The organism is Aquibaculum arenosum, from assembly GCF_029222965.1.
In the GTDB taxonomy this organism is placed as follows: Bacteria; Pseudomonadota; Alphaproteobacteria; order Kiloniellales; family DSM-21159; genus Aquibaculum; species Aquibaculum arenosum.
The window spans coordinates 100234-119904 of sequence record NZ_JARHUD010000001.1 but is presented as its reverse complement, the minus strand read 5'-3'; the positions used below and the strand labels follow the sequence as shown (position 1 = coordinate 119904).

Here is a 19671-nt window from a genome sequence, read left to right as displayed (position 1 = left end):
CTACTCCTTTTCCAACGTGCATTGCAGCGGATGCTGATGCTTGCGTGCGTAGTCCATCACCTGGGTCACCTTGGTCTCGGCCACCTCGTAGGTAAAGACTCCACAAATCCCAACACCACGTCGATGCACGTGCAACATAATCTGCGTTGCTTCTTCACGATTTTTTCCGAAGAAGCGTTCCAGAACGTGAACAACAAACTCCATGGGTGTGTAGTCGTCGTTCAACATCAACACTTTGTAGAGCGCCGGCTTCTTTGGCCGCACACGGGGTTTAACCACCACCTGTGTAGAGGGGCCGCGGCCGCCGCTGCCGCCCTGATCATCACTCATATCGCCCTCAAACCTATCCGCGGGCCCGGCGGGCCCGTTACCTGTCGCGTGCTCACAGTCTATCACGAATCCCGGCGGATGATGACGGCTTCCTGTGACCCGCCGGACCGACCAGATCCAGTCGTCGTCCCTGACAGGGATATAGGCATTCCCATCGGCTGCAACAGCGGGCAGAATCAAAAAGACCCGGCGGATCGCTCCGCCGGGCCCTTCAAGACCGGTAAAACCGGGATGTTGCAGACGGTCAGGCCGCCGGCTTCATCATCTTCTCGACGTTCTGGTGCATGCGCGCCTGCAGCGGCTGGAAAGCCTCGTTGGCGACCTGCACGCTGAGCTCGGTCAGCTTGGCCGACTCAGAGAGCATCTTGTCGATCTGGCCGCGCGTGAACTCGCTCTGCAGATCAACGAACTCCTGAGCAGTCTTCGCACCCATCAGCTTCTTGGAAGCGGTGAGGCTCTGCTCCATGTTCGCCTGGGTCATGGCGAGCATCTGCTTGCTGAGCGCCTCGAAGCCCTTGGCGAAGCTGTTGCTGGAGGCAACGAAGGCCTCGAAGTTCGCCTGGTTCACAGACGTCAGCTCGTTGTAGTTCTGAAACAGGGAAGCGGAGGTCTTCTCGACCTGCTCCTGAGTCATGGAAATGGCCTGCTCGTACTGCTTGGAGGCAGCGTCGGTGCTGACCTTCACGAAGGCCTCGACGCTTTCTTTGCCGGCATTGACGGCAGCCTCGACGGGCTTCATGGCGTCCTGGGTGGAAGTGCTCTTCTTGCTGGAAGCGGTGGACATGGCAATATCTCCTGAGTTCTAGGGGGCTGCATTCTGTGGAGAACGCGCATCCCTGATGCCGCGTCCCCTTGAACGGTACCTTGTTCCGGGTGACCGCTTTGCTGCAGCGCAGCATGACAAGGAACATAATCAGCCCCTATCGGGAGTCAAGGTAGTTTTTGTGCGCTGCAGCAAAATTTCGCCATAAGGACCAGCAGTCAGAACTCAGAAGAGATGCTGACCCCCGGTGACAAAGACCTCCGAACCGGTGACGTAGCCGAAATCCGGCGTGCAGAGACGAAAAACCGCACCGGCCACCTCGTCCGGTGTGCCCATGCGCCGCAGCGGAATGCGCGGGATCAGCGATTCATACTCCGGGCCGATCATCGCGGTCTCGATCTCTCCCGGCGCCACGGCGTTGACGCGCACGCCCAGTTCGGCGAACTCGACCGCCATCTCCCGGGTCAGGGCGGAAAGCGCAGCCTTTGAGGTGGAGTAGGCCGAGCCGGCGAAGGGGTGAATGGCATGCCCGGCGATCGAGGTGATGTTGACGATGCAGCCCTGAGCCTTGCGCAAAGGCACGGCAAAACCGCGGGCCAGCACCAGCGGCGCAAAGAAGTTGAGCTCGAAGACCCGCCGCCACCCTTCGATCTCACCGTTGAGGCAACCAAGCCGTTCTTTGAAGGGAGTCTTCGGCGACACCGCGGCGTTGTTGACCAGCGCGTGCAGCCCGCCTTCGCCCAGGACCGCATTGCCCTGTTCCACAAAGTCCTCGACGCCGGCTGGATCGCCGAGATCGACGGTGATGTGATGAGTCCAGTTGGGATCGCGACGGCATTCGTCGGGAATGCCTTCACGCGAGCAGGTGATGACCCGCCAGCCCTCGCGGCTGAAGCGCTGCACGGTGGCGTGACCGATCCCGCGGCTGGCGCCTGTCAACACCACGGTGGGACGCTCTCCCGCTGGCGGGTTCAACGGCACGCCGCTGGGAGTCTGTTCGGCTTGCTGTTCACTGCTCATGGTCGGCTGCTGCGCCTCCGCTCGACATCTGGGATGAGCGAGGCATTAACACGTCTGCCCGGGAAGGGTCAGTGCAAAGCTTTACCCGCCTCCCCCTTTGAGCCTCCGGGACCATCCTCTTCGTCGAACAGGATGCGCTGGGCGGCCCCATCGAGGTCCTCGTACTGCCCGCTGCGCAGCGACCAGAGAAAGGCGCCCAGGCCGATAAGCCCGAGCCCGAGCGAGATGGGTATGAGCCAGAGCAGGGCGGTCATAATGCTGCCTCCGGTGCTGTGGCGGGGCTGGCCTGATGCGCTTTGGAGGTGGCAGAGCGCCACGAACGGCGCCGACTGCCGTTGAGGCGCAAAGCATTGGCCACCACGAGGATGGACGAAAGGGACATGGCCAGCGCGGCGATCAAGGGGGTTACGAAGCCGAGCACCGCAAAGGGCAAGGCCAAGACATTATAGAGCGCCGACAGCGCGAAGTTCTGCTGCACCAGCCGCCCCGCCCGCTCGGCGATCTCCAGTGCGCCAGGAACGGCCTCAAGGCTGTCGCGCAGAAAGACGAGATCCGCCGCGTTGCGCCCCACGTCGGCGGCATTGGCCGGCGCCATGGAAACATGTGCGGCCGCCAGAGCCGGCGCGTCGTTCAGCCCGTCCCCCACCATCAGCACCTTGCGTCCGCTGCCAGCCAGGGCCGCCAGATGGGCCGCCTTGTCCGCCGGCCGGGTCGCTGCGCGATGCTCGGTGATGCCCAGGCGCCGGGCCAGGTTCTCGACCGCGGCAGGATGGTCGCCGGACAGGATCTCCAGGGCCAGCCCCCGCCGCCGCAGCGCCGACACCGCCTCCACCGCACCGGGACGCAAGGGGTCCTCGAAGCGATAGACCGCGAGCAGCCGGCCGTCGCGACTGAGCACCGTGCCGCCCTCGCCCGCATCCTCCTCGTTCGTCAGCGCCCAGGACGGCAGACCCAGTCGATAGACCGCATCGCCCGAGCGGCCCTCGACGCCGTAGCCAGGCTGCTCCTCCACTTGTTCGAAGGCCGTTCCGGGCACTTGCGTGCCCGCCGCGTCAAGCAGTGCGCGCGAGTGCGGATGGCGGGAATAGGCGGCCAGGGCCGCGGCGATTCCGAGCGCTTCCTGATCCAGACTGTTGCGTTCGAGCAGTCGGGGCCGGCCAAGGGTCAGGGTGCCGGTCTTATCGAACACCACCGTGTCCACCTCGGCGAGCCGCTCCAACCCACCGCCATCCTTGACCATGATGCCCTGGTCGAAGAGGCGACGCGCGGCGACCACCTGCACCATCGGCACCGAGAGGCCAAGAGCGCAGGGACAGGTGATGATCAGGACGGCAACGGCGATGGTCACGGCCAGATGCCAGTCCCCCGCCACCATCATCCAGCCGAAGAAGCTGAGCAGCGCCAGGGAGTGCACCACCGGGGCATAGAGCCGCGAGGCGCGGTCGGCGATCCGGCGATAGGTGCCACGGCCGGCCTCTGCGCTCTCCATCAGGCGGATCATCTCCGCCAGGAAGGAGTCGCGCGCAGTGGCCGTCGCCCGCAGCGTCAGCGGCCCGGTGAGATTCAGCGTACCAGCCTGGAGCCGGGCGCCGGGAGCGACGGTCAAGGGCTCGCTCTCCCCGCTCACCAGGGAAGCGTCGAGATCGGATGTGCCGGCAAGGATCTCACCGTCCAGCGGCACACGCTCGCCCGCCGCCACCAGCACCCGCGCGCCCACCTCGATCTCCTCGACAGGTCGGTAGCGGCGACCGCCCTCCTCGTCCTCGACCACCGCACCGCGCGCCCCGAGCCGTGCCAGTCCCGCCACCGCCGAGCGCGCCCGCTCGCGCATGACATGATCCAGCGTGCGGCCGATCAGCAGGAAGAACAGCAGCATGACCGTGGCATCGAAGTACGCGTGTGGGCCGTGATTGATGGTGTCGTAAAGGCTCATGCCGAAGGCGAGCAGCACGCCGATTGAAATCGGCACATCCATGTTAGTCTGCCCGCGCCGCAGCGCCGCCCAGGCGGAGCGGAAGAAGATCCGCCCGGAATAGGCCAGCACCGGCAGCGCGATGGCCGCGGATATCCAATGGAAGAGATCCCTGGCCTCGGCATCAGCACCCGACCAGACCGACACGGACAGGAACATGATGTTCCCGGCCGCAAAGCCGGCCACGGCGAGCGCGCGCAGCAGTTCGGAAAGCACCCGATCCTTGCGGTCTTCCGTCGGACTATAGAAGTGGGCGTCATAGCCCAGATCCTGCAGCGTCTCCAACAGAGGCGGGGGATCCTCGCCCTCCCAACGCACAGCCACGCGCTTGGCCGTCAGATTGACCCGCGCGCCCACCACGCCGTGCAAGGCATTGAGCGCGCCTTCGATGCGCCGGATACAGCCGCCGCAATGCATTGCGGGAACGGCGAGCTCCACCACATGCTGCCCCTCGTCGGTCTTGCGGCTTTCCAGGCGCAACTCCTCTCGCCCAGCAGCAGCCGATGAACCGTCGCGCTCAATGGAACTGGGCTTGGACGTCCCGGACTCCACCGACTTGGACGGGCAGCAGGTCACGTGACGGCTTCCCGGGCTCGATCCTGGGCCGCCGCGACTTCAGCCTGTTCGGCGATGTGGGATTCGCGGCGCATGGCCTTGTAGGCATGCCAAGTGGCATGACCGAGCACCGGGAAAACCACGATCAGGCCGAGCAGGCCTGTGGCCACACCGCCCGCGGAAAGCACCACGACAATGGCGCCCCAGGTGACCATCACCGGAAGATTGTTCCAGACCATGGCCATGCTGGTGCCCATAGCCGTCAGCGCGTCGCTTCGCTCATTGAGCAGCATGGGGACCGAGAAGACGCTGATGGCAAAAGCGAAGGCAGCAAAAAGCCCGCCCACCAGGCTGCCGACGAGCAGCAAGCCCCATCCCGACGCGGTGGTGAACAGCAGACCGATCACCTCGCCCAGTCCCGGGAAGGGCGTCAGACCGAAGAAAAGGGCGTAGAGCAGCACGGCCGCGCGCATCCACAGCAGCATCAGGAGCATCAGCAGCACGCCGGTGAAGATGACCTGCCCGCCGGAGCGCGAGTGCACCCGCAGCATGTCCATGAGGCCAACAGACTCCCCGTCCGCCAGACGGCGGCTCTTCTCGTAGAGGCCAATCGCCAGCGCCGGTCCGACCACCATGAAACCGGCGAGAGCCGGCAGCAGGATGTAGTCCCTGGACAGAGTGACCAACGCTGCCACCACCAGCAGCGAGACGATAAAGACCGCAATGCCGTAGGCAAGGCTGGGCGCCGGTTGAGCCTTAAAGTCGGACCAGCCCTGCCCCAGCCAGTCGAAAGCGGCGGAAACGGGAAAGTCGCGCTTCAGGCCACGGTCGCGCGGAAGCGGCGGTACGGGATCGGGAAGCCTCGTCATGTCACTGCGCTCGCTTTACCTGTGTCTTTGGGCAGGTCATCATTCTCAATCAACAGGAGGAGCGGGCGGCACGGAAGCTGTCCGGCTGCCCGTCGCTCACCTTCTCGTGCGGCACGCACTCCGGCTGGGACGTAAGGGCAACGTGCAGGAGATGCGCGTTGGCGCCCACCACGATCAGCACACCAGCCGCCACCGCCAGGCCGATGAGGAGCCTGGGACGCCAGCGCCGGCGGGCGGAGGCCTCCTTCGGCGCTGTCATCGCGCCTGCTCCCCGAGGTCACGCACGTAAAGTGTCAGGATCTTGCGCTCCACCGGACTCAGCCGCGTCTCCCACTGCGGCATATGCCCCCGCCGCCCGTGGAAGATCGACTGATAGATGGCGTTGCGATCGCCGCCGTAGATCCAGAAGTCGTCGGTCAGGTCCGGCGCGCCCATGGTGGCGTCCCCCTGCCCGCTTTCACCGTGACAGGCGGAGCAGTTCATGGCGAAAGCCTCTTCGCCGCGCGTCACGGCATCGGGATCGAGGCCATCCATGGCGCCGGAGAGCGACTGTACGTAGCTCACCGTGTCCAGAACCGTCTGACGGTCGAGGATGCCGTCACGCCCGAAGGCCAGCATCTCGGCGATGCGAGTCTCGGAGTGCTCGGCATTGACGCCGACGCGCAGGGTCTCCCAGATGTCATCCGCCTCGCCGCCCCACAGCCAGGAGCCATCGGTCAGCGCAGGGTATCCAGGCCCACCTTCGCCGCGATCGCCATGGCAAACGGCACAGTTGTCACCAAACAGTGTACTGCCGCTGTGCCGGACGATCGCCATGAGGGTGTCGTCCTCGGCAATCTGACCGAAATCCTGTTCGGCCAGGGCCTCGGACCAGTTCGCCCGCGCTTGCGCCGCCTCGCTCAGACGGGTCTCGACCGTGGTGCGTTGATCAATGCCTAGCAGGCCTTTGGTGTAGGACACACCGAGCGGCCAAGCCGGCATGAGCACCCAATAGACCAGCGAGAAGATCACCGTGGCCGCCAGGAAGAGCAGCACGGGCTTGGGCACCGGCGTGTTCAGTTCCTTGATGCCGTTCCAGTCGTGCCCGGTCGTCATGTGACCGGTATGGGGATCGCGCTCGCCTACCGACATGGCCGGTCCTCATCGTTGAGAATGCTGTGGGCGGCACGATCGAAGCGGTTCTTGTTGGACGGCCAAAGCGCGTAGATCAGCACGCCGATAAAGAATGCAAAGAGATAGAAAAGGCCGAATGATTTGGCGAAAGCCACCAGGGATTCGTGCTCGAAAGGCATGGGCCTTCACTCCTCCAGCGCTTCTTCTGAGTCGTTCCGGTAAGCGGCATCGGTCAGGCGACCGAGCACCTGCAGATAGGCCACCAGCGCGTCCATTTCGGTCACTCGGTCGGGATTGCCGTCGAAGGACCGCACATTGGTCGCCTCGCCATAGCGCTCCACGACCCCGGCCGCGCGATCGCTGTTCGGCATGGCCTGGCCGTAGGCGTCGGCCTGAGCATTAGCGATCATCTCCTCGCTGTAGGGCACGCCGATCTTGCTGAGGGCGTTGAGACGAAGGTCAAAATCGCTCATGTCCAGGGTGTTACGGCTGAGCCAGGAATAGGCTGGCATGACCGAGACTGGCACGACGTCGCGCGGGTTGTTCAGGTGCGCGACGTGCCATTCGTCGGAGTATTTGCCGCCGACACGGGCCAGGTCGGGTCCGGTCCGCTTCGACCCCCACTGCATGGGATGGTCGTACTGGGATTCCACTGCAAGCGAGTAGGGTCCGTAGCGTTCCACCTCATCGCGCAGAGTGCGGATCATCTGGGAATGGCAGGCATAGCAGCCCTCCCGGATGTAGATGTCGCGACCGGCCTGCTCGAGCGGGGTGTAAACCCGCATGTCAGGGGCCTCCTCCACCGTTTCGTCGATGGTGAAGAGCGGCGCGATCTCCACCAGCCCGCCGATGCTGGCCACCACGATGATGGCCAGCGCGAAGCCGATGGAATGGCGTTCGAGTTTGTAGTGCGCTCCGAACATGGCCGCTTACTCCCCGGCCTCGACCGTGCCGACACGCGCCGGCATGGTGGCGGGACGATCGGGAGCAGTCTCTTCCTGCACCGCCGGCGCCTCCTTGATGGTCTTCCAGATGTTGTAGAACCCGACCGCAGCACCGGTGAGGAACAGCAGTCCGCCGAAGGTGCGAGCCACGTAGTAGGGATGCATAGCGATCATGGACTCGAGGAAGGAGTAGGCCAGGGTCCCGCTTTCGTTGTAGGTGCGCCACATCAGGCCCTGGATGATGCCCGAGTTCCACATCGCGAAGACGTAGACCAGCGTTCCGGCCAGGGCGAGCCAGAAGTGGACCTCTACCAGCTTCCAGGAATACATACTCTTGCGGTTCCAGAGCTTGGGCACGACGGCGTAGATCGCCCCGAAGGTGATCAGCGCCACCCAGCCCAGGGCACCGGCGTGAACGTGCCCCACCGTCCAGTCGGTGTAGTGCGAGAGCGAGTTGACCGAGCGAATGGCCAGGAATGAGCCTTCGAAGGTGCTGAGTCCGTAGAAGACCGCCGCGACCATCATGAAGCGCAGGGTCGCGTCGTCGCGCACCTTGTGCCAGGCGCCGTTCAAAGTCAGGAGCGCGTTCGCCGCAGAGGCCCAGGAGGGCACCAGCAGCATGACGGAGAAGGTCATGCCCAGTGTCTGCACCCAATGCGGCAGGGCGGTGTAGTGCAGGTGGTGCGAGCCCGCCCACATATAAAAGAAGGTGATGCCCCAGAAGGAGATGATGGACAGGCGATAGGAGAAGATCGGCCGCCCCGCCCGGGTGGGCAGATAGTAGTACATCATCCCCAGGAAGCCGGCGGTCAGGAAGAAGGCCACGGCGTTATGGCCGTACCACCACTGCACCATGGCGTCCTGCACGCCCGAGAAGATCGGATAGCTCTTGGCACTCGCCAGGGAGATTGGCATCGCCAGGCCGTTGACGATGTGCAGCATCGCCACGACCAGGATGAAGGCCAGATAGTACCAGTTGGCCACGTAGATGTGCGGCTCCTGCCGGCGGGCCAGGGTGCGCAGGTAGAGCACCAGGTAGGTCACCCAAACGACCACCAGCCAGAGGTCGGCGTACCACTCGGCCTCGGCGTACTCCTTGGACTGGGTGATGCCGATGAAATAGCCGCTGGCGGCCAGCACGCAGAAGAGGTTGTAACCGATCAGCACGAACCAGGGGCTGAGCTGGTCGGGCATGCGTGCGCGCGAGGTGCGCTGCATCACATGGAAGGAGGTTGCGATCAGCGCGTTGCCGCCGAAGCCGAAGATCACCGAGGTGGTGTGCACCGGCCGCAGGCGCCCGAAGCTCGACCAGGCAGCATCGAAAGTCAGCTCGGGCCAAGCCAGCAGGGCGGCCACCCAGACACCGATGAACAGGCCGAAGATGGCCCAGATCATCGATAGGATGATGCCGACCTTGATGGGGTCGTCGTAGTAGTGCGCCAGCCGCTCCTTGGCAGGCTCCGGCAGGTGGGCGCCGGAAATCACCAGAAAGGCGGCGCCGACACCAAAGGCAACGACGATGAGACCGTGAACGCCGAGCAGGTCCTGTCGACCGGCCGCAGCCATCGCCAAGCCGAGCAGCGTGACGAGCACGGCGATGGCAAGGCCGAACTGCCGCTCGGTCTTCGTGAGCTGGCCAACCATTTTACCCCCGCTTGCTGACCCAGGCCTTGCCACGACCGCTTGGCACTTTGGCACAAGACTGGTTCATGACTCACCTCTCCATTTCTCCATACGGGGTAAGACTTGCCCAAGAGCCGGGGCACTACAATGCGTAGAATTCCGTATGAGGCTCTTTGCCACAGCAATCGGCATTATCGGGAGACCGGTGCCGTTCACTTGGCGGCCGCCGGCGGCGCGTCCTCTCCCACGTCACGGGCTCTGCTCGCCTCGACCGGCCGGAGCCGGACCACGAACTCTGCTCCCACCTTGCAGTCTTCCGCGAGTTCCAGGCTGCCGCCAAAGCGCTCCACGATCTGGCGGCTGATCGGCAGACCCAAGCCAGCGCCACTGCGCCCGGCATAGCGCCCGCGCTCGAACTTGATGAAGATCAGTTCCCGCTCCTGTGGCGGAATGCCGGGGCCGTTGTCTGCAATGCGCACCTCGTAGACACCATCACGAACCGCGCTGGTGACCCGGACCAAAGGCGCGGTATCGGCATTGTGCTTGATGGCGTTGGAAATCAGGTTGATGAAGACCTGTGCCAGCTTGTCCGAATCACCCAATACCTGGACAGGACCGGCCCGCTGGCCGCGCTCCAGGCGCACGCCCGCCGAGTGCGCCAGCGCCTCGCAGCTCTCCAGCGCCTGGTCCAACGCCTCTTCAGGATCCAGCAGTTCGAGCGGCCAAGCGGTCTCGCCGCGCTCCATCTGGTTCATGTGCAGAATGCTGTCCAGCAGGCGAGTCAGCCGGATGCTTTCGTTCTGGATGATGGCCAAAAAGCGTTCCCGGCGCGCCTCCTCCATGTCCCGGTCGTGCAGCAGGATGTCGCTGAAGGAACGGATCGAGGCCATGGGTGTGCGCACCTCGTGGCTCACCTGGCTCAGGAATTCGTCCTTCTGCTTGTCGATCTCTCGCAGGCGCCGGTTGGCAGAGGCCAGCTCCGCTGCCGCCTCCTCCACCTGCCGCGACTTGCGCTCCAGTTCCTCGGAATAGGCGCGGATCTGCTCCGCCTCGCCGGCCAGGCGCTTGAGTTCCTGCACGCTGATCGTCTCGTTAGTCACCACCCGCGAAACCATTGACCGCGCCGAGGCGGCGCCAATATGCGACGCCAACCGCTGCTCCACCTGGCTCAGGAGGTCATCGCTGGCGATCACCGTGCGCTTAGCCCCTTGGCCACTGGCGAAAAGCTGCACTGCTTCGCGGGGTCCCAGAATACGCTCGGCCACCTGGCGCAGATCCGCCACCCGCGCGGTGCGCCGCATGATCCTCTGCTCACTCTCAGTCTGTCGGCGGAAGACATCGACGAAAAGCGCGGACTGCAGTCGCGCCAGGGGCGTCGGCTCCGTGATCAAGGAAATCCCGATCAGCAGTGTCGCATTGACGAAAAGACTCCAGAAGACCGCGTGCACCAGCGGATCGAGGCCCGAAAGCCCAAAAAGCGCATAGGGCTTGAGCCAGGTGATGCCTAAGAGACCTCCCTCGATCACCGACAGCGGCATGAAGAACATGCCTCCGAAACTGGGCAAAAATAGCGTGTAGGCCCAGAGTATAAAGCCTGCGATCATCCCGACGATCACGCCGCTGGCGCTGGCGCGGCGCCAGAAAAGTCCGCTGATGATCCCCGGCATGAACTGTGCCACGCCGCAGAAGGAGATCAGGCCAATCGAAGCCAGCGCACTGGAGGTGCCGCTGAGCCAATAATAAAGGAAGCCCAGGAAGACGATGAATATGACCGAGGCGCGTCGCGTATTCAGGATGAATCGGCGCACGCTCTGAGTGCTGGCCGAAGGAATGACCGAAAAGCGCAGGGCCAGCGGCACGATCAGGTGGTTGGAGATCATAGTCGACAAGGCGATGGACGAGATGATCACCATGGATGTTGCCGAGGAGAAACCACCGATGAAAGCCAGCAACGCCAGGTGGGGCCGCCCCTCCTGGAGTGGCAACGTGAGGACATAGAGATCGGGGTTCGCACCGGCCGGCAGGCGATTCAGACCGGCAATCGCGATCGGAAACACAAAGAGGCAAAGCAGGAAGAGATAGAGCGGGAAAAGCCACGAGGCAGTGCGAATCTGTCGCTCGCTCGAGTTCTCCACCACCATCACCTGAAACTGCCGGGGCAGACAGACGACGGCGATTCCCGAGAGGAAGATGAGCGTGATCCAGCGCACATTGAAGGTATCTGCGGGCTGCATGAGGCTGACAGGGGCATTGGCGAACATCTCGGCCGGCACGCCGCGGATACTGAGGACCACCCAGAGACCGACAATCAGCAAGGCAGCCAGCTTGACCACTGCTTCCACGGCGATCGCCGCAATCACCCCATGATGGTGCTCGTTCACGTTGAGGTTTCGAACGCCAAAGATGATCGCGAAAGAGCAGAGACCCGCCGCGAGCCAGAAGGCGACCGAATAGTCGGGTTTCAATATGGTGCTGGAGGCCACGATCGCGCCCGCGGGATGGGTCAGAACCTGATAGCTGTCGGTTAGAGCCTTCAATTGAAGCGCGATGTAGGGCGCGGTGGCGACAAGAGCCACAATGGTGATAAGCGCCCCGAGACCCGGGTGCTTTCCAAAACGTGCCGAAATGAAGTCAGCGATCGAGGTGGTTTGGTGCACCCGCCCCACCGTCACCAACTTGCGCAGGAAAACCCACCACCCGATAAAGACGATGACCGGCCCCAGGTAAATGGGCGCGAAATCGAAACCGTCCCGGGCCGCTGTTCCGACCGCGCCAAAGAAGGTCCAGGAGGTACAATAGATTGATATGGAAAGGGTATAGACCAGGGGAGAGGACAGCCAACCGCCTGGGTTGCGCCGCGCCTTGCGATCACCAGCAAATGCGACGCTGAAAAGGATCGCTACGTAGATCAGGCAGATGATGATTACGAAATCGGCGTGCAGCATCAGCCCAAGACGCCAGCGTCCTCCTTACGACGTGCCCGCTCGCGAAGGTCCAGATGCCGCGCGATCAGGAAGGCGCTAAGCACCGCCAGTGCCCAGACACTGTATATATAGAGGATGATCAGGGGAATGCCGGCCACCAGCGTCGGTCGAGCGAAGACCAAAACAAGAGGGGGCAGAAGCAGAGCCGCCATGGCGAAGGGCAGAACGACAGCGGCATCCCTGATGCCATGGCTGTGGCTTTCCAGATCGCTCATGTCTAGGACTCCTGCTGTGAGCAGCCGGTAAAGGCGCAGAGGCGCTCGACGACCTCAGCATTCGAAAAGGGTTTCGTGACAAAGGCGCTGGCGCCAAGCTCCTCCGCCAATTGGCGGTCCTTGGCTTGGCCCCGGGCAGTGAGCACCAGAACAGGAAGGTCAGCTAATGCTGGATCAGCACGCACGGCGCGCAGTATCTCGAAACCGTTGGTCCCGGGAATCATGATGTCCAAGACAACCGCAGCGAAATGCTCCCGCTGCAGGCGCTGAAGGGCTAGATCGCCGTCACTCACGGTTTCCACGACGAATCCGGCGCGCCGAAGCACATAACTCAAGGCTTCGGCGATATTGCTCTCGTCCTCAACAACCAACAGGCGGCGGTCCGACACTCCCTCGCGCTCCCCCTCATATCCGGCGTTCTTCTTGTCTCTCCGGCGAGCCTAACTGCTCCGGCCACGCCGTTCACCAGAATTCTGGCCTCGTGATTCTGGTAATCCAGCCTTCAAGTGATCAAGGGCGCTTCCTGACGATGCGCGCAGTCGCGCGGGCAGAGGCGACACACAGTGCCAAGGGAAACCATGGCCGAAGGACGATTGAGCCCATCTGCTGCTGAAACCCGCTGCGCTTCCTCCGCGGGACAGGCAAGCATAATCGAGAGCAGCCGCCGCGGAGCCCCGGGAGGAGATGGCAGCTTCTCCACCGCCCGCGCGAAAAAGAAGAACTGCTCTCCGGTGGGAAGCTCGCCGAAGGATCGGACCGTCACTCCGGCCGTTTGAAAGGCGCTATAAACCACCCAGAGGGGACAGGCGGTACCATAGCGCGGTAGCGGCAGACGCGGCAGCGGAAGACGCTTGGTGACATAGCCGGAAGGATCGGAGCGCATAAAGGCAAAGCGCAAACCGCTGGCACCCGGCCGCTGAAGCGTGGCCAAGCGATGGGCCGCCTGCTCATAAGAAACTTCAAACCGCTGACTCAAGACATCCAGGTCATAGCGGCAGGATTCTGCGGCTTCCAGAAACTCCTCATACGGCATGAGATATGCCGCAGCGGCGTAAGAGTAGAGGGCGGAAGCCGCCAAGGCTTTCGCCGCCTCATCGCTCAGTATCGGGTTCTTTACCGTAAGCGCGTCCACGGCGTCTTTCGCCGGCAGCTTCATGAGATTCTTCACCCGCGCAAAACGCCGTGACTCCAGCGGAAGCACATTCTCAATCTTCCGCGGCCCCGCATCTCCTGGAGCAAGCCGCTCGAGTGCCCGTTCCGGCTCGTCATGCGCTCGCACCTTGCGACGCAGCTCGGCAGCCACCTCCTCTAACGCTGGAAAGTGATTCTGATGACCAAGGATGAAGCTGTCCACATGCTCCATTGCTGTGGCTGAGCCAATGCGCACCTGGGCGCTGTCGAAGAAGTTCGAGAGTCCCTGCGCCGTCTCCGACAACCGGCCTGCGTCCGAGGCAATGATCGAGAGAAACTTCCCCCGATCCAACGGGGAGAGGGCATCGTCGGTTTCGATGATCTCGGCGGCGGCGCGAATCGCCGTCACATGGGTGAGGACGCGGTGAATGCTTTCACCCAGGAAAGGATCCCGATTCAGTCGATCCGCCAGGGCCATCACGGCCTGGTTCCGATCCTGATAGGCCTGGTAAAGCCGCAGCATCAACTTTGCCCAGCCGGGATAGCGCCCCACCAGTTCCACAGCCGCGCCCGGATGCCCCACCCCCTCCGCCAGCAGAGGATCAGCAGTGATCTCGCTCAAGGTATCAACGATGTACCGATCGGACTCTTCATCCAACAGATGGCGTTGGACCCCTAGCCCCTCAGCGATGCGGTCAAGCAGGCCGCCGGCAACCGCGCGTTTGTTGCGCTCAATAAGATTGAGATAAGAGGGGGATATGCCCGCTCTGCGAGCCAACTCTCCTTGCAGCAGGCCTCGCTCCTTGCGCAACGCCCGGATCTTCAAACCAACCAAATCCCTGCTCATAGCGACCTCTCCGATTCCACGCTTGTTAATTATTCACTTATACCGCAGTGCACCAACATAATTCTTAACAAAAAAATCCTGTTTAAACAAACACTTGTTGCGTAGTTGACAGATTCTGGGAAAATGCTCCTTGGCAAATCACTGCCATCACCAACCGGGCTCAAGCTAATGCGGCCCATCCCAAACTGGGGAGGAAATGATGAACTTTCGCAATGTGGACCGACGTCGCTTTCTGAAGACAACGGCGATTGCGGGCGCCGGGCTTGCCATGCCGACCATCTTCACCAGCGCGTCCCGGGCGCAGGAATTCTGCAACATGCCCACCGGTGGCTCGGTGACCTTCGGCTTCAGCGTTCCCTTGAGTGGTCCTTATGGGGATGAAGGCGCCGATCAGCTCCGAGGCTATGAGCTCGCCGTTCAGCATCTCAACGGCGAAGGTGATGGCGGCATGCTGAACACCTTCAAGGGCTCGGTCCTGAAGGGGAACGGCGTCCTCGGGAAAAAGGTAGAGTTCGTCTCGGGCGACAGCCAGGCCCTGGCAGATGCTGGCCGCGCCACCTCGAACCGCATGATCGAGCGTGACGGTGCCATCATGGTGACAGGCTCGGTCTCCTCCGCAGAGGCAATTGCCGTGCAGTCCCTCTGTTCGGACAAGGGCATCATCTACATGGCCGGCCTGACCCACTCGAACGACACGACGGGCAAGGACAAGCGACGCAACGGCTTCCGGCACTTCTTCAACGCCTACATGTCGGGCCAGGCACTGGCTCCGGTGATCGTCGATGCCTATGGCGCTGATCGGCGGGCCTATCACATCACCGCCGACTACAACTGGGGCTGGTCCCAGGAAGAGTCGATCGTCGAGGCCACCGAAAGTCTCGGATGGGAAACCGCTGAACGGGTGCTCACACCACTCGGCACGTCAGACTACTCTCAGTGGCTCACTCCGGTGGCCAACTCAGGAGCCGATGTCCTGGTGCTCAACCACTATGGCAACGACATGGCCAATGCCCTGACTCAGGCGGTTCAGTTCGGCCTGCGTGAGCGCCAGGCTAACGGCAAGAATTTCGAGATCGTCGTTCCGATGTTCTCCGACCTAAACGCCCAGGCCGCCGGCGACGCGGTGAAAGACATTCTCGGCACCGCGAACTGGATGTGGAAGCTGGAAGACGAGGGCACCCAGGCCTTTGTGCGCTCTTTCGGCCAGGCCTACGGGCACCCCCCCTCCCAGTCGGCCCACACCGGCTACGTGCAGGCTCTACTCTACGCGAACGCCTGCGAAAGGGCTGGCACGTTCAATCCCGAAGGCGTCGTCGAGGCTCTGGAAGACTTCGAGTTCGACGGTCTCGGTGACGGCCCAACTCTCTATCGCGGAGGTGACCACCAGTGCTTCAAGCAGGTGCTCGTGGTTAAGGGTAATGAGGATCCTGAGGACCGGTTCGACATTCAGGACGTGTTCCAGGTCGTCGACTCCGAACAAATCCTCTACGAGGACGACAAATGGGGCGGCGAATTGGGCCCCATCCGCAGCCAGTGCTAGTAACCTGAAAGTAACCGCGATGGAGACTTTCCATCGCGGTTACACCCGTTCGATATCGGGCGTTTCCTGAACAAGGCACAGATCATGGATTGGCTGATTCTTCAGTTTCTCAACGGGCTGGACAAGGGCGGAGCCTATGCGCTCATCGCGCTCGGTCTGACTCTCGTTTTCGGTACCCTGGGGGTGGTCAACTTCGCTCATGGGGCGTTGTTCATGATCGGCGCCTTCTGCGCCGTCGTCTTCTCGCGGCTGGTGCGGCTTGAAACAGTGACAGTGGACCCGGAGCGACTGTCACCCTGGGGAACGCCGCTTGAGGTGCGTACCCCTGTTGTCGAACTCTGGCTCGGCGACTTCGGCACCTTCCTCGTTCAGTACTCGGTCCCCCTGGCCATTCTCTTGGCCATCCCGGTGATGCTGCTGATCGGATGGGCGATGGAACGCGGCCTGATCCGCCATTTCTACAAGCGGACCCACGCCGAGCAAATTCTGGTCACCTTTGGTCTCGCTATCGTTCTGCAGGAGATCGTCAAGGCGAGCTTCGGGGCCAATGCCATCCCTGTCTACGCGCCGCCGGCTGTCTCGAGCAGCCTCAATCTCAGCGCATCACTGGGGATTGGCACGGACATATTCTACCCTTGGTGGCGACTTATCTATCTTGGCTCTGCCCTGCTAATTATCGGCCTGGTTATAGCTTTCCTACAGTTCACCACCTACGGGATGGTGATCCGCGCCGGCATGGAGGATCGCCAGACGGTGGGCTTCCTCGGCATCAATATTCAAAAGCGCTTCACGGTGGTCTTCGGCATCGCTGCCGTGGTCGCAGGCGTGGCCGGTGTCCTCTACTCACCGATCGTGTCGCCCAACTATCATCTGGGCATGGATTTCCTGGTGCTTTCCTTCGTGGTTGTCGTGGTGGGCGGAATGGGCTCGATCCCAGGCGCAGTCCTCGCCGGCTTCCTTCTCGGTATCGTAGAGTCCTTCGCCTCCATGGCTGCGGTGACGAGGGTCCTCCCCGCAATCGACCAAGTCATCCTCTACGTTGTTGCAATCATCGTCCTGCTCACCCTTCCGCGTGGGCTGATGGGACGCAAGGGCGTGATGGAGGGCTAAAATGACATTCTACAAGACCCGCAAGGACCTGCTTTACCTCGCGATTTTCGCACTGGTGATTGTTGCGATGCCGCTCTGGTTGAAGCCCTTCGGCGCCGGTTATCCAGACCTCATGCAAAGGTTTATGATCTTTGGCGTCTTCGCGATCGGCTTCAACATTCTCTTCGGCATGACGGGTTACCTTTCCTTCGGTCATGCCGCCTTCCTCGGCGCTGGCTCCTATGCCGCCGTCTGGTCCTTCAAACTGCTGTCCCTGAACCCGATCCCGGCCCTGCTCTTCGCGATGGTGGTCGGCGGTGTCTTTGCCGCGCTGGTCGGAGTGGTCAGCCTGCGCCGCTCGGGCATCTATTTCTCGATCCTGACACTTGCCTTTGCCCAGATGTCCTACAGCCTGGCCTATTCGGTGCTCATGCCAATCACCCACGGCGACAGCGGGCTTCAGCTGGCAAACACCGATCCGCGCGTTCTTGATCGCCTCTTTGGCGCAGACGGCACGCTTCCGAATCTCTTTGGGCTGTCCATGCACGGGATGTACGGCTTCTACTTTTGCGCCTTAATCCTGCTCGCCTGCTTCTACTTCTCCATGCGCCTCGATAACTCCCCCTTCGGCATGGCGCTGCGCGCCATCAAGTCCAATCAGACGCGCATGTCCTATACCGGCTTCAATACCAAGCCCTATGCCCGCACAGCCTTCATCATCTCAGGCATGTACGCCGGCCTTGCGGGGGGAATGCTGGCGGTGACTGACCCACTTGCGGGCGCCGAACGCATGCAATGGACCGCTTCGGGAGAAGTCGTGCTGATGACCATCCTTGGTGGAGCCGGCACGCTGCTCGGACCCTTCATTGGCGCGGTAATCATCAAGTATTTCGAGAACATCTTCTCGGCCTTCAGTGACGCCAAGCTCAACGAGATCTTTGCCTTCCTGCCTGACGGCTTGCAGGACTTCATCGTGATGATCGTCTCGCCCTTCGTCGGTGAGGGCTGGCATCTCACTCTCGGAATCATGTTCATGCTGATTGTGATCTTCTTGCCGGGCGGCATCATGGAGGGTTGCAGGCGCGTGATGAAGAACCTGCGCCGCCGTTCTTCAGAGCATCCTACGCGACGCAGTCAGCTCAAGCCGGCGGAGTAATGCAAAGATGAGTCAACCGGTCCTGGACGTCTCAGACGTCGACAAGAATTTCGGCGGTCTTCGGGCTCTCTCCAACATCAACCTGCAGATCAAGCAAGGAACCACCCACGCGATCATCGGTCCCAACGGAGCCGGCAAGTCGACCCTGCTCAATGTCTGCATCGGACGCCTCCCCCCGGATCGCGGTGCCGTCATCTTCAACAGTGACGTGATCACTGGCAGGCAACCCCACGAAATCAATCAGATGGGGGTCGTGCGGGTCTTCCAGACTCCGGCAATCTTCCCGGACCTGAGCGTGAAGCAGAATGTCATGCTTCCGGCTTTCGCCAAACGTGACGGTGCCTTCCGCCTCAATATGATGCAGGCTGTTGCCGATCAACGGCAGCTTGAAAGCGAAGCGGAGCATTGGCTCGAGGACGTGGGATTGCTCTCTCACCAGCATCAGCTGGTAGGCAGTCTCTCCCGAGGCGACAAACGCCGGCTCGAACTGGCCATGGGTCTCATTCAGAAACCGCGCCTGCTATTACTCGACGAGCCCACAGCAGGCATGTCGCGCCATGACACCAACACGACGATCGAACTGCTGAAGAAGATTAAACTGCGTGGCATGACCGAGGTTATCATCGAGCACGACATGCACGTCGTCTTCTCGTTGGCCGACCGCATCAGCGTACTGGCGCAAGGCCAGATCATCGCCGAAGGCACCCCGGAAGAAATCCGCGGCAATCCCAAGGTTCAGGAAGCCTACCTGGGAGGCACACAGGTATGACAACCACTCTGACCCGGCCGCATCTAAGCGGTGAGTCGCAAGCCACCCCTTTCTTCAGCGTGCGCGACATCCACTCCTACTACGGCGAGAGCTATATCGTTCAGGGCGTGAGCTTTGATGTGAACGAAGGCGACGTCGTTGCCCTTCTCGGACGCAACGGCGCCGGCAAAAGCTCGACCCTGCGCACTCTTGCCAGGGCGGCGGAGCCTGAACTGAAATCAGGCGAGATCTGGCTGCGCGGCGAAGCCATCCACAAGCTGAAAGACTTCCAGGCAGCCCAGAAAGGCATCCAGCTGGTCCAGGAGGACCGCCGCATCATCCCCGGCCTGACCGTGGAGGAGAACCTGCAGCTCGCCCAGATCGCCGAGCCCAAGGGCTGGCCCCTGGAGCAGATTTACCAGCACTTCCCGCGCCTGGCGGAGCGCCGCAAGCAGGAAGGCATCACGCTCTCCGGCGGCGAGCAGCAGATGCTGGCAGTGGCACGTGCCCTGGCCCGTGACATCAAGCTGCTGCTGCTGGACGAACCCTACGAGGGCCTGGCGCCGGTGATCGTGCGCGAGATCGAGGGCATCGTGCGCGAGATTAAGGCACTGGGCATCACCACAATTATCGTGGAGCAGAACGCCGTGGCCGCGCTGCAGCTGGCGAACCGCGCGCTCATCCTCGACATGGGTCAGATCGTCTACAGCGGCTCCCCGGACGAGCTGCTGGCCAACGAGGACCTGCGCAACCAGTACCTGGCGATCTGATC

General features: G+C 62.3%; 20 protein-coding genes. 5 read left to right on the top strand and 15 right to left on the bottom strand.

Translation table 11 applies throughout. From position 1 onward, the window contains the following. From clpS to P2G67_RS00450, 15 genes are all read right to left on the bottom strand, one after another. Positions 1–330, bottom strand: coding sequence for an ATP-dependent Clp protease adapter ClpS (clpS, locus tag P2G67_RS00520; RefSeq protein ID WP_275818977.1), 330 nt, complete (start codon positions 328–330; stop codon positions 1–3). A gap of 244 nt (positions 331–574) precedes the next feature. Continuing rightward, entirely contained in the window at positions 575–1114 is a 540-nt protein-coding gene (locus P2G67_RS00515) for a phasin family protein (protein WP_275818974.1), read from the bottom strand. A 204-nt stretch (positions 1115–1318) separates the two neighbouring features. Then, positions 1319–2113: an SDR family NAD(P)-dependent oxidoreductase gene (locus tag P2G67_RS00510; protein WP_275818972.1), complete on the bottom strand. Its 795-nt coding sequence runs from the start codon at positions 2111–2113 to the stop codon at positions 1319–1321. Between the two features lie 68 nt (positions 2114–2181). Beyond that, positions 2182–2367, bottom strand: coding sequence for a cbb3-type cytochrome oxidase assembly protein CcoS (gene ccoS / locus P2G67_RS00505; protein WP_275818970.1), 186 nt, complete (start codon positions 2365–2367; stop codon positions 2182–2184). Next, a complete protein-coding gene (locus tag P2G67_RS00500; protein ID WP_322099611.1) occupies positions 2364–4661 on the bottom strand; it encodes a cation-translocating P-type ATPase in 2298 nt (765 codons plus the stop codon). The genes ccoS and P2G67_RS00500 overlap by 4 nt, the downstream gene beginning before the upstream one ends. Further along, entirely contained in the window at positions 4658–5509 is an 852-nt protein-coding gene (locus P2G67_RS00495; RefSeq protein WP_275818969.1) for a DUF2189 domain-containing protein, read from the bottom strand. Before P2G67_RS00495 ends, P2G67_RS00500 begins: the two co-directional genes overlap by 4 nt. A gap of 49 nt (positions 5510–5558) precedes the next feature. Further along, the gene (locus P2G67_RS00490) at positions 5559–5768 is read right to left on the bottom strand and encodes a hypothetical protein (protein ID WP_275818967.1); all 210 of its coding nucleotides are present in this window, start codon (positions 5766–5768) and stop codon (positions 5559–5561) included. Next, entirely contained in the window at positions 5765–6640 is an 876-nt protein-coding gene (ccoP, locus tag P2G67_RS00485; RefSeq protein ID WP_275818965.1) for a cytochrome-c oxidase, cbb3-type subunit III, read from the bottom strand. The genes P2G67_RS00490 and ccoP overlap by 4 nt, the downstream gene beginning before the upstream one ends. Next, on the bottom strand, positions 6631–6801 hold the full coding sequence (locus P2G67_RS00480) for a cbb3-type cytochrome oxidase subunit 3 (protein ID WP_275818963.1): 171 nt from the start codon (positions 6799–6801) through the stop codon (positions 6631–6633). Before P2G67_RS00480 ends, ccoP begins: the two co-directional genes overlap by 10 nt. A 6-nt stretch (positions 6802–6807) precedes the next feature. Next, positions 6808–7545 (bottom strand): cytochrome-c oxidase, cbb3-type subunit II, encoded by a 738-nt coding sequence (gene ccoO / locus P2G67_RS00475; RefSeq protein WP_275818961.1) that lies wholly within the window; start codon positions 7543–7545, stop codon positions 6808–6810. Between the two features lie 6 nt (positions 7546–7551). Then, a complete protein-coding gene (gene ccoN / locus P2G67_RS00470; RefSeq protein ID WP_275818959.1) occupies positions 7552–9210 on the bottom strand; it encodes a cytochrome-c oxidase, cbb3-type subunit I in 1659 nt (552 codons plus the stop codon). 191 nt (positions 9211–9401) lie between these two features. Then, the gene (locus P2G67_RS00465) at positions 9402–12134 is read right to left on the bottom strand and encodes a sensor histidine kinase (protein WP_275818957.1); all 2733 of its coding nucleotides are present in this window, start codon (positions 12132–12134) and stop codon (positions 9402–9404) included. Beyond that, positions 12134–12388, bottom strand: coding sequence for a hypothetical protein (locus P2G67_RS00460; protein WP_275818955.1), 255 nt, complete (start codon positions 12386–12388; stop codon positions 12134–12136). The genes P2G67_RS00465 and P2G67_RS00460 overlap by 1 nt, the downstream gene beginning before the upstream one ends. Positions 12389–12390: 2 nt before the next feature. Beyond that, positions 12391–12777, bottom strand: a complete 387-nt coding sequence (locus P2G67_RS00455) for a response regulator transcription factor (protein WP_275818953.1) — start codon at positions 12775–12777, stop codon at positions 12391–12393. A 113-nt stretch (positions 12778–12890) separates the two neighbouring features. Continuing rightward, on the bottom strand, positions 12891–14366 hold the full coding sequence (locus P2G67_RS00450) for a helix-turn-helix domain-containing protein (RefSeq protein WP_275818951.1): 1476 nt from the start codon (positions 14364–14366) through the stop codon (positions 12891–12893). A gap of 199 nt (positions 14367–14565) precedes the next feature. On the opposite strand from P2G67_RS00450, the gene P2G67_RS00445 reads away from it, so the two are divergent. The 5 genes from P2G67_RS00445 to P2G67_RS00425 all read left to right on the top strand — a co-directional run bounded on the left by P2G67_RS00445 (position 14566) and on the right by P2G67_RS00425 (position 19669). Further along, on the top strand, positions 14566–15906 hold the full coding sequence (locus tag P2G67_RS00445) for an ABC transporter substrate-binding protein (protein ID WP_322099610.1): 1341 nt from the start codon (positions 14566–14568) through the stop codon (positions 15904–15906). A gap of 84 nt (positions 15907–15990) precedes the next feature. Beyond that, a complete protein-coding gene (locus tag P2G67_RS00440; protein WP_275818948.1) occupies positions 15991–17016 on the top strand; it encodes a branched-chain amino acid ABC transporter permease in 1026 nt (341 codons plus the stop codon). Position 17017: 1 nt separating this feature from the next. Next, positions 17018–18151, top strand: coding sequence for a branched-chain amino acid ABC transporter permease (locus P2G67_RS00435; RefSeq protein ID WP_275818946.1), 1134 nt, complete (start codon positions 17018–17020; stop codon positions 18149–18151). Between the two features lie 7 nt (positions 18152–18158). Continuing rightward, positions 18159–18920: an ABC transporter ATP-binding protein gene (locus P2G67_RS00430; protein WP_275818944.1), complete on the top strand. Its 762-nt coding sequence runs from the start codon at positions 18159–18161 to the stop codon at positions 18918–18920. Next, positions 18917–19669, top strand: coding sequence for an ABC transporter ATP-binding protein (locus tag P2G67_RS00425; RefSeq protein WP_275818942.1), 753 nt, complete (start codon positions 18917–18919; stop codon positions 19667–19669). Before P2G67_RS00430 ends, P2G67_RS00425 begins: the two co-directional genes overlap by 4 nt. Positions 19670–19671 lie beyond the last annotated feature (2 nt).

Bases quoted from the DNA above. Each gene is read 5' to 3' on its own strand.
- P2G67_RS00450 (WP_275818951.1), bottom strand. From the start codon at position 14,366: ATGAGCAGGGATTTGGTTGGTTTGAAGATCCGGGCGTTGCGCAAGGAG.
- P2G67_RS00490 (WP_275818967.1), bottom strand. From the start codon at position 5,768: ATGACAGCGCCGAAGGAGGCCTCCGCCCGCCGGCGCTGGCGTCCCAGG.
- clpS (WP_275818977.1), bottom strand. From the start codon at position 330: ATGAGTGATGATCAGGGCGGCAGCGGCGGCCGCGGCCCCTCTACACAG.
- P2G67_RS00440 (WP_275818948.1), top strand. From the start codon at position 15,991: ATGGATTGGCTGATTCTTCAGTTTCTCAACGGGCTGGACAAGGGCGGA.
- P2G67_RS00445 (WP_322099610.1), top strand. From the start codon at position 14,566: ATGAACTTTCGCAATGTGGACCGACGTCGCTTTCTGAAGACAACGGCG.
- P2G67_RS00515 (WP_275818974.1), bottom strand. From the start codon at position 1,114: ATGTCCACCGCTTCCAGCAAGAAGAGCACTTCCACCCAGGACGCCATG.
- P2G67_RS00430 (WP_275818944.1), top strand. From the start codon at position 18,159: ATGAGTCAACCGGTCCTGGACGTCTCAGACGTCGACAAGAATTTCGGC.
- ccoN (WP_275818959.1), bottom strand. From the start codon at position 9,210: ATGGTTGGCCAGCTCACGAAGACCGAGCGGCAGTTCGGCCTTGCCATC.
- P2G67_RS00425 (WP_275818942.1), top strand. From the start codon at position 18,917: ATGACAACCACTCTGACCCGGCCGCATCTAAGCGGTGAGTCGCAAGCC.
- P2G67_RS00495 (WP_275818969.1), bottom strand. From the start codon at position 5,509: ATGACGAGGCTTCCCGATCCCGTACCGCCGCTTCCGCGCGACCGTGGC.
- P2G67_RS00435 (WP_275818946.1), top strand. From the start codon at position 17,018: ATGACATTCTACAAGACCCGCAAGGACCTGCTTTACCTCGCGATTTTC.
- P2G67_RS00480 (WP_275818963.1), bottom strand. From the start codon at position 6,801: ATGCCTTTCGAGCACGAATCCCTGGTGGCTTTCGCCAAATCATTCGGC.
- P2G67_RS00510 (WP_275818972.1), bottom strand. From the start codon at position 2,113: ATGAGCAGTGAACAGCAAGCCGAACAGACTCCCAGCGGCGTGCCGTTG.
- ccoP (WP_275818965.1), bottom strand. From the start codon at position 6,640: ATGTCGGTAGGCGAGCGCGATCCCCATACCGGTCACATGACGACCGGG.
- P2G67_RS00465 (WP_275818957.1), bottom strand. From the start codon at position 12,134: ATGCTGCACGCCGATTTCGTAATCATCATCTGCCTGATCTACGTAGCG.
- P2G67_RS00460 (WP_275818955.1), bottom strand. From the start codon at position 12,388: ATGAGCGATCTGGAAAGCCACAGCCATGGCATCAGGGATGCCGCTGTC.
- ccoS (WP_275818970.1), bottom strand. From the start codon at position 2,367: ATGACCGCCCTGCTCTGGCTCATACCCATCTCGCTCGGGCTCGGGCTT.
- ccoO (WP_275818961.1), bottom strand. From the start codon at position 7,545: ATGTTCGGAGCGCACTACAAACTCGAACGCCATTCCATCGGCTTCGCG.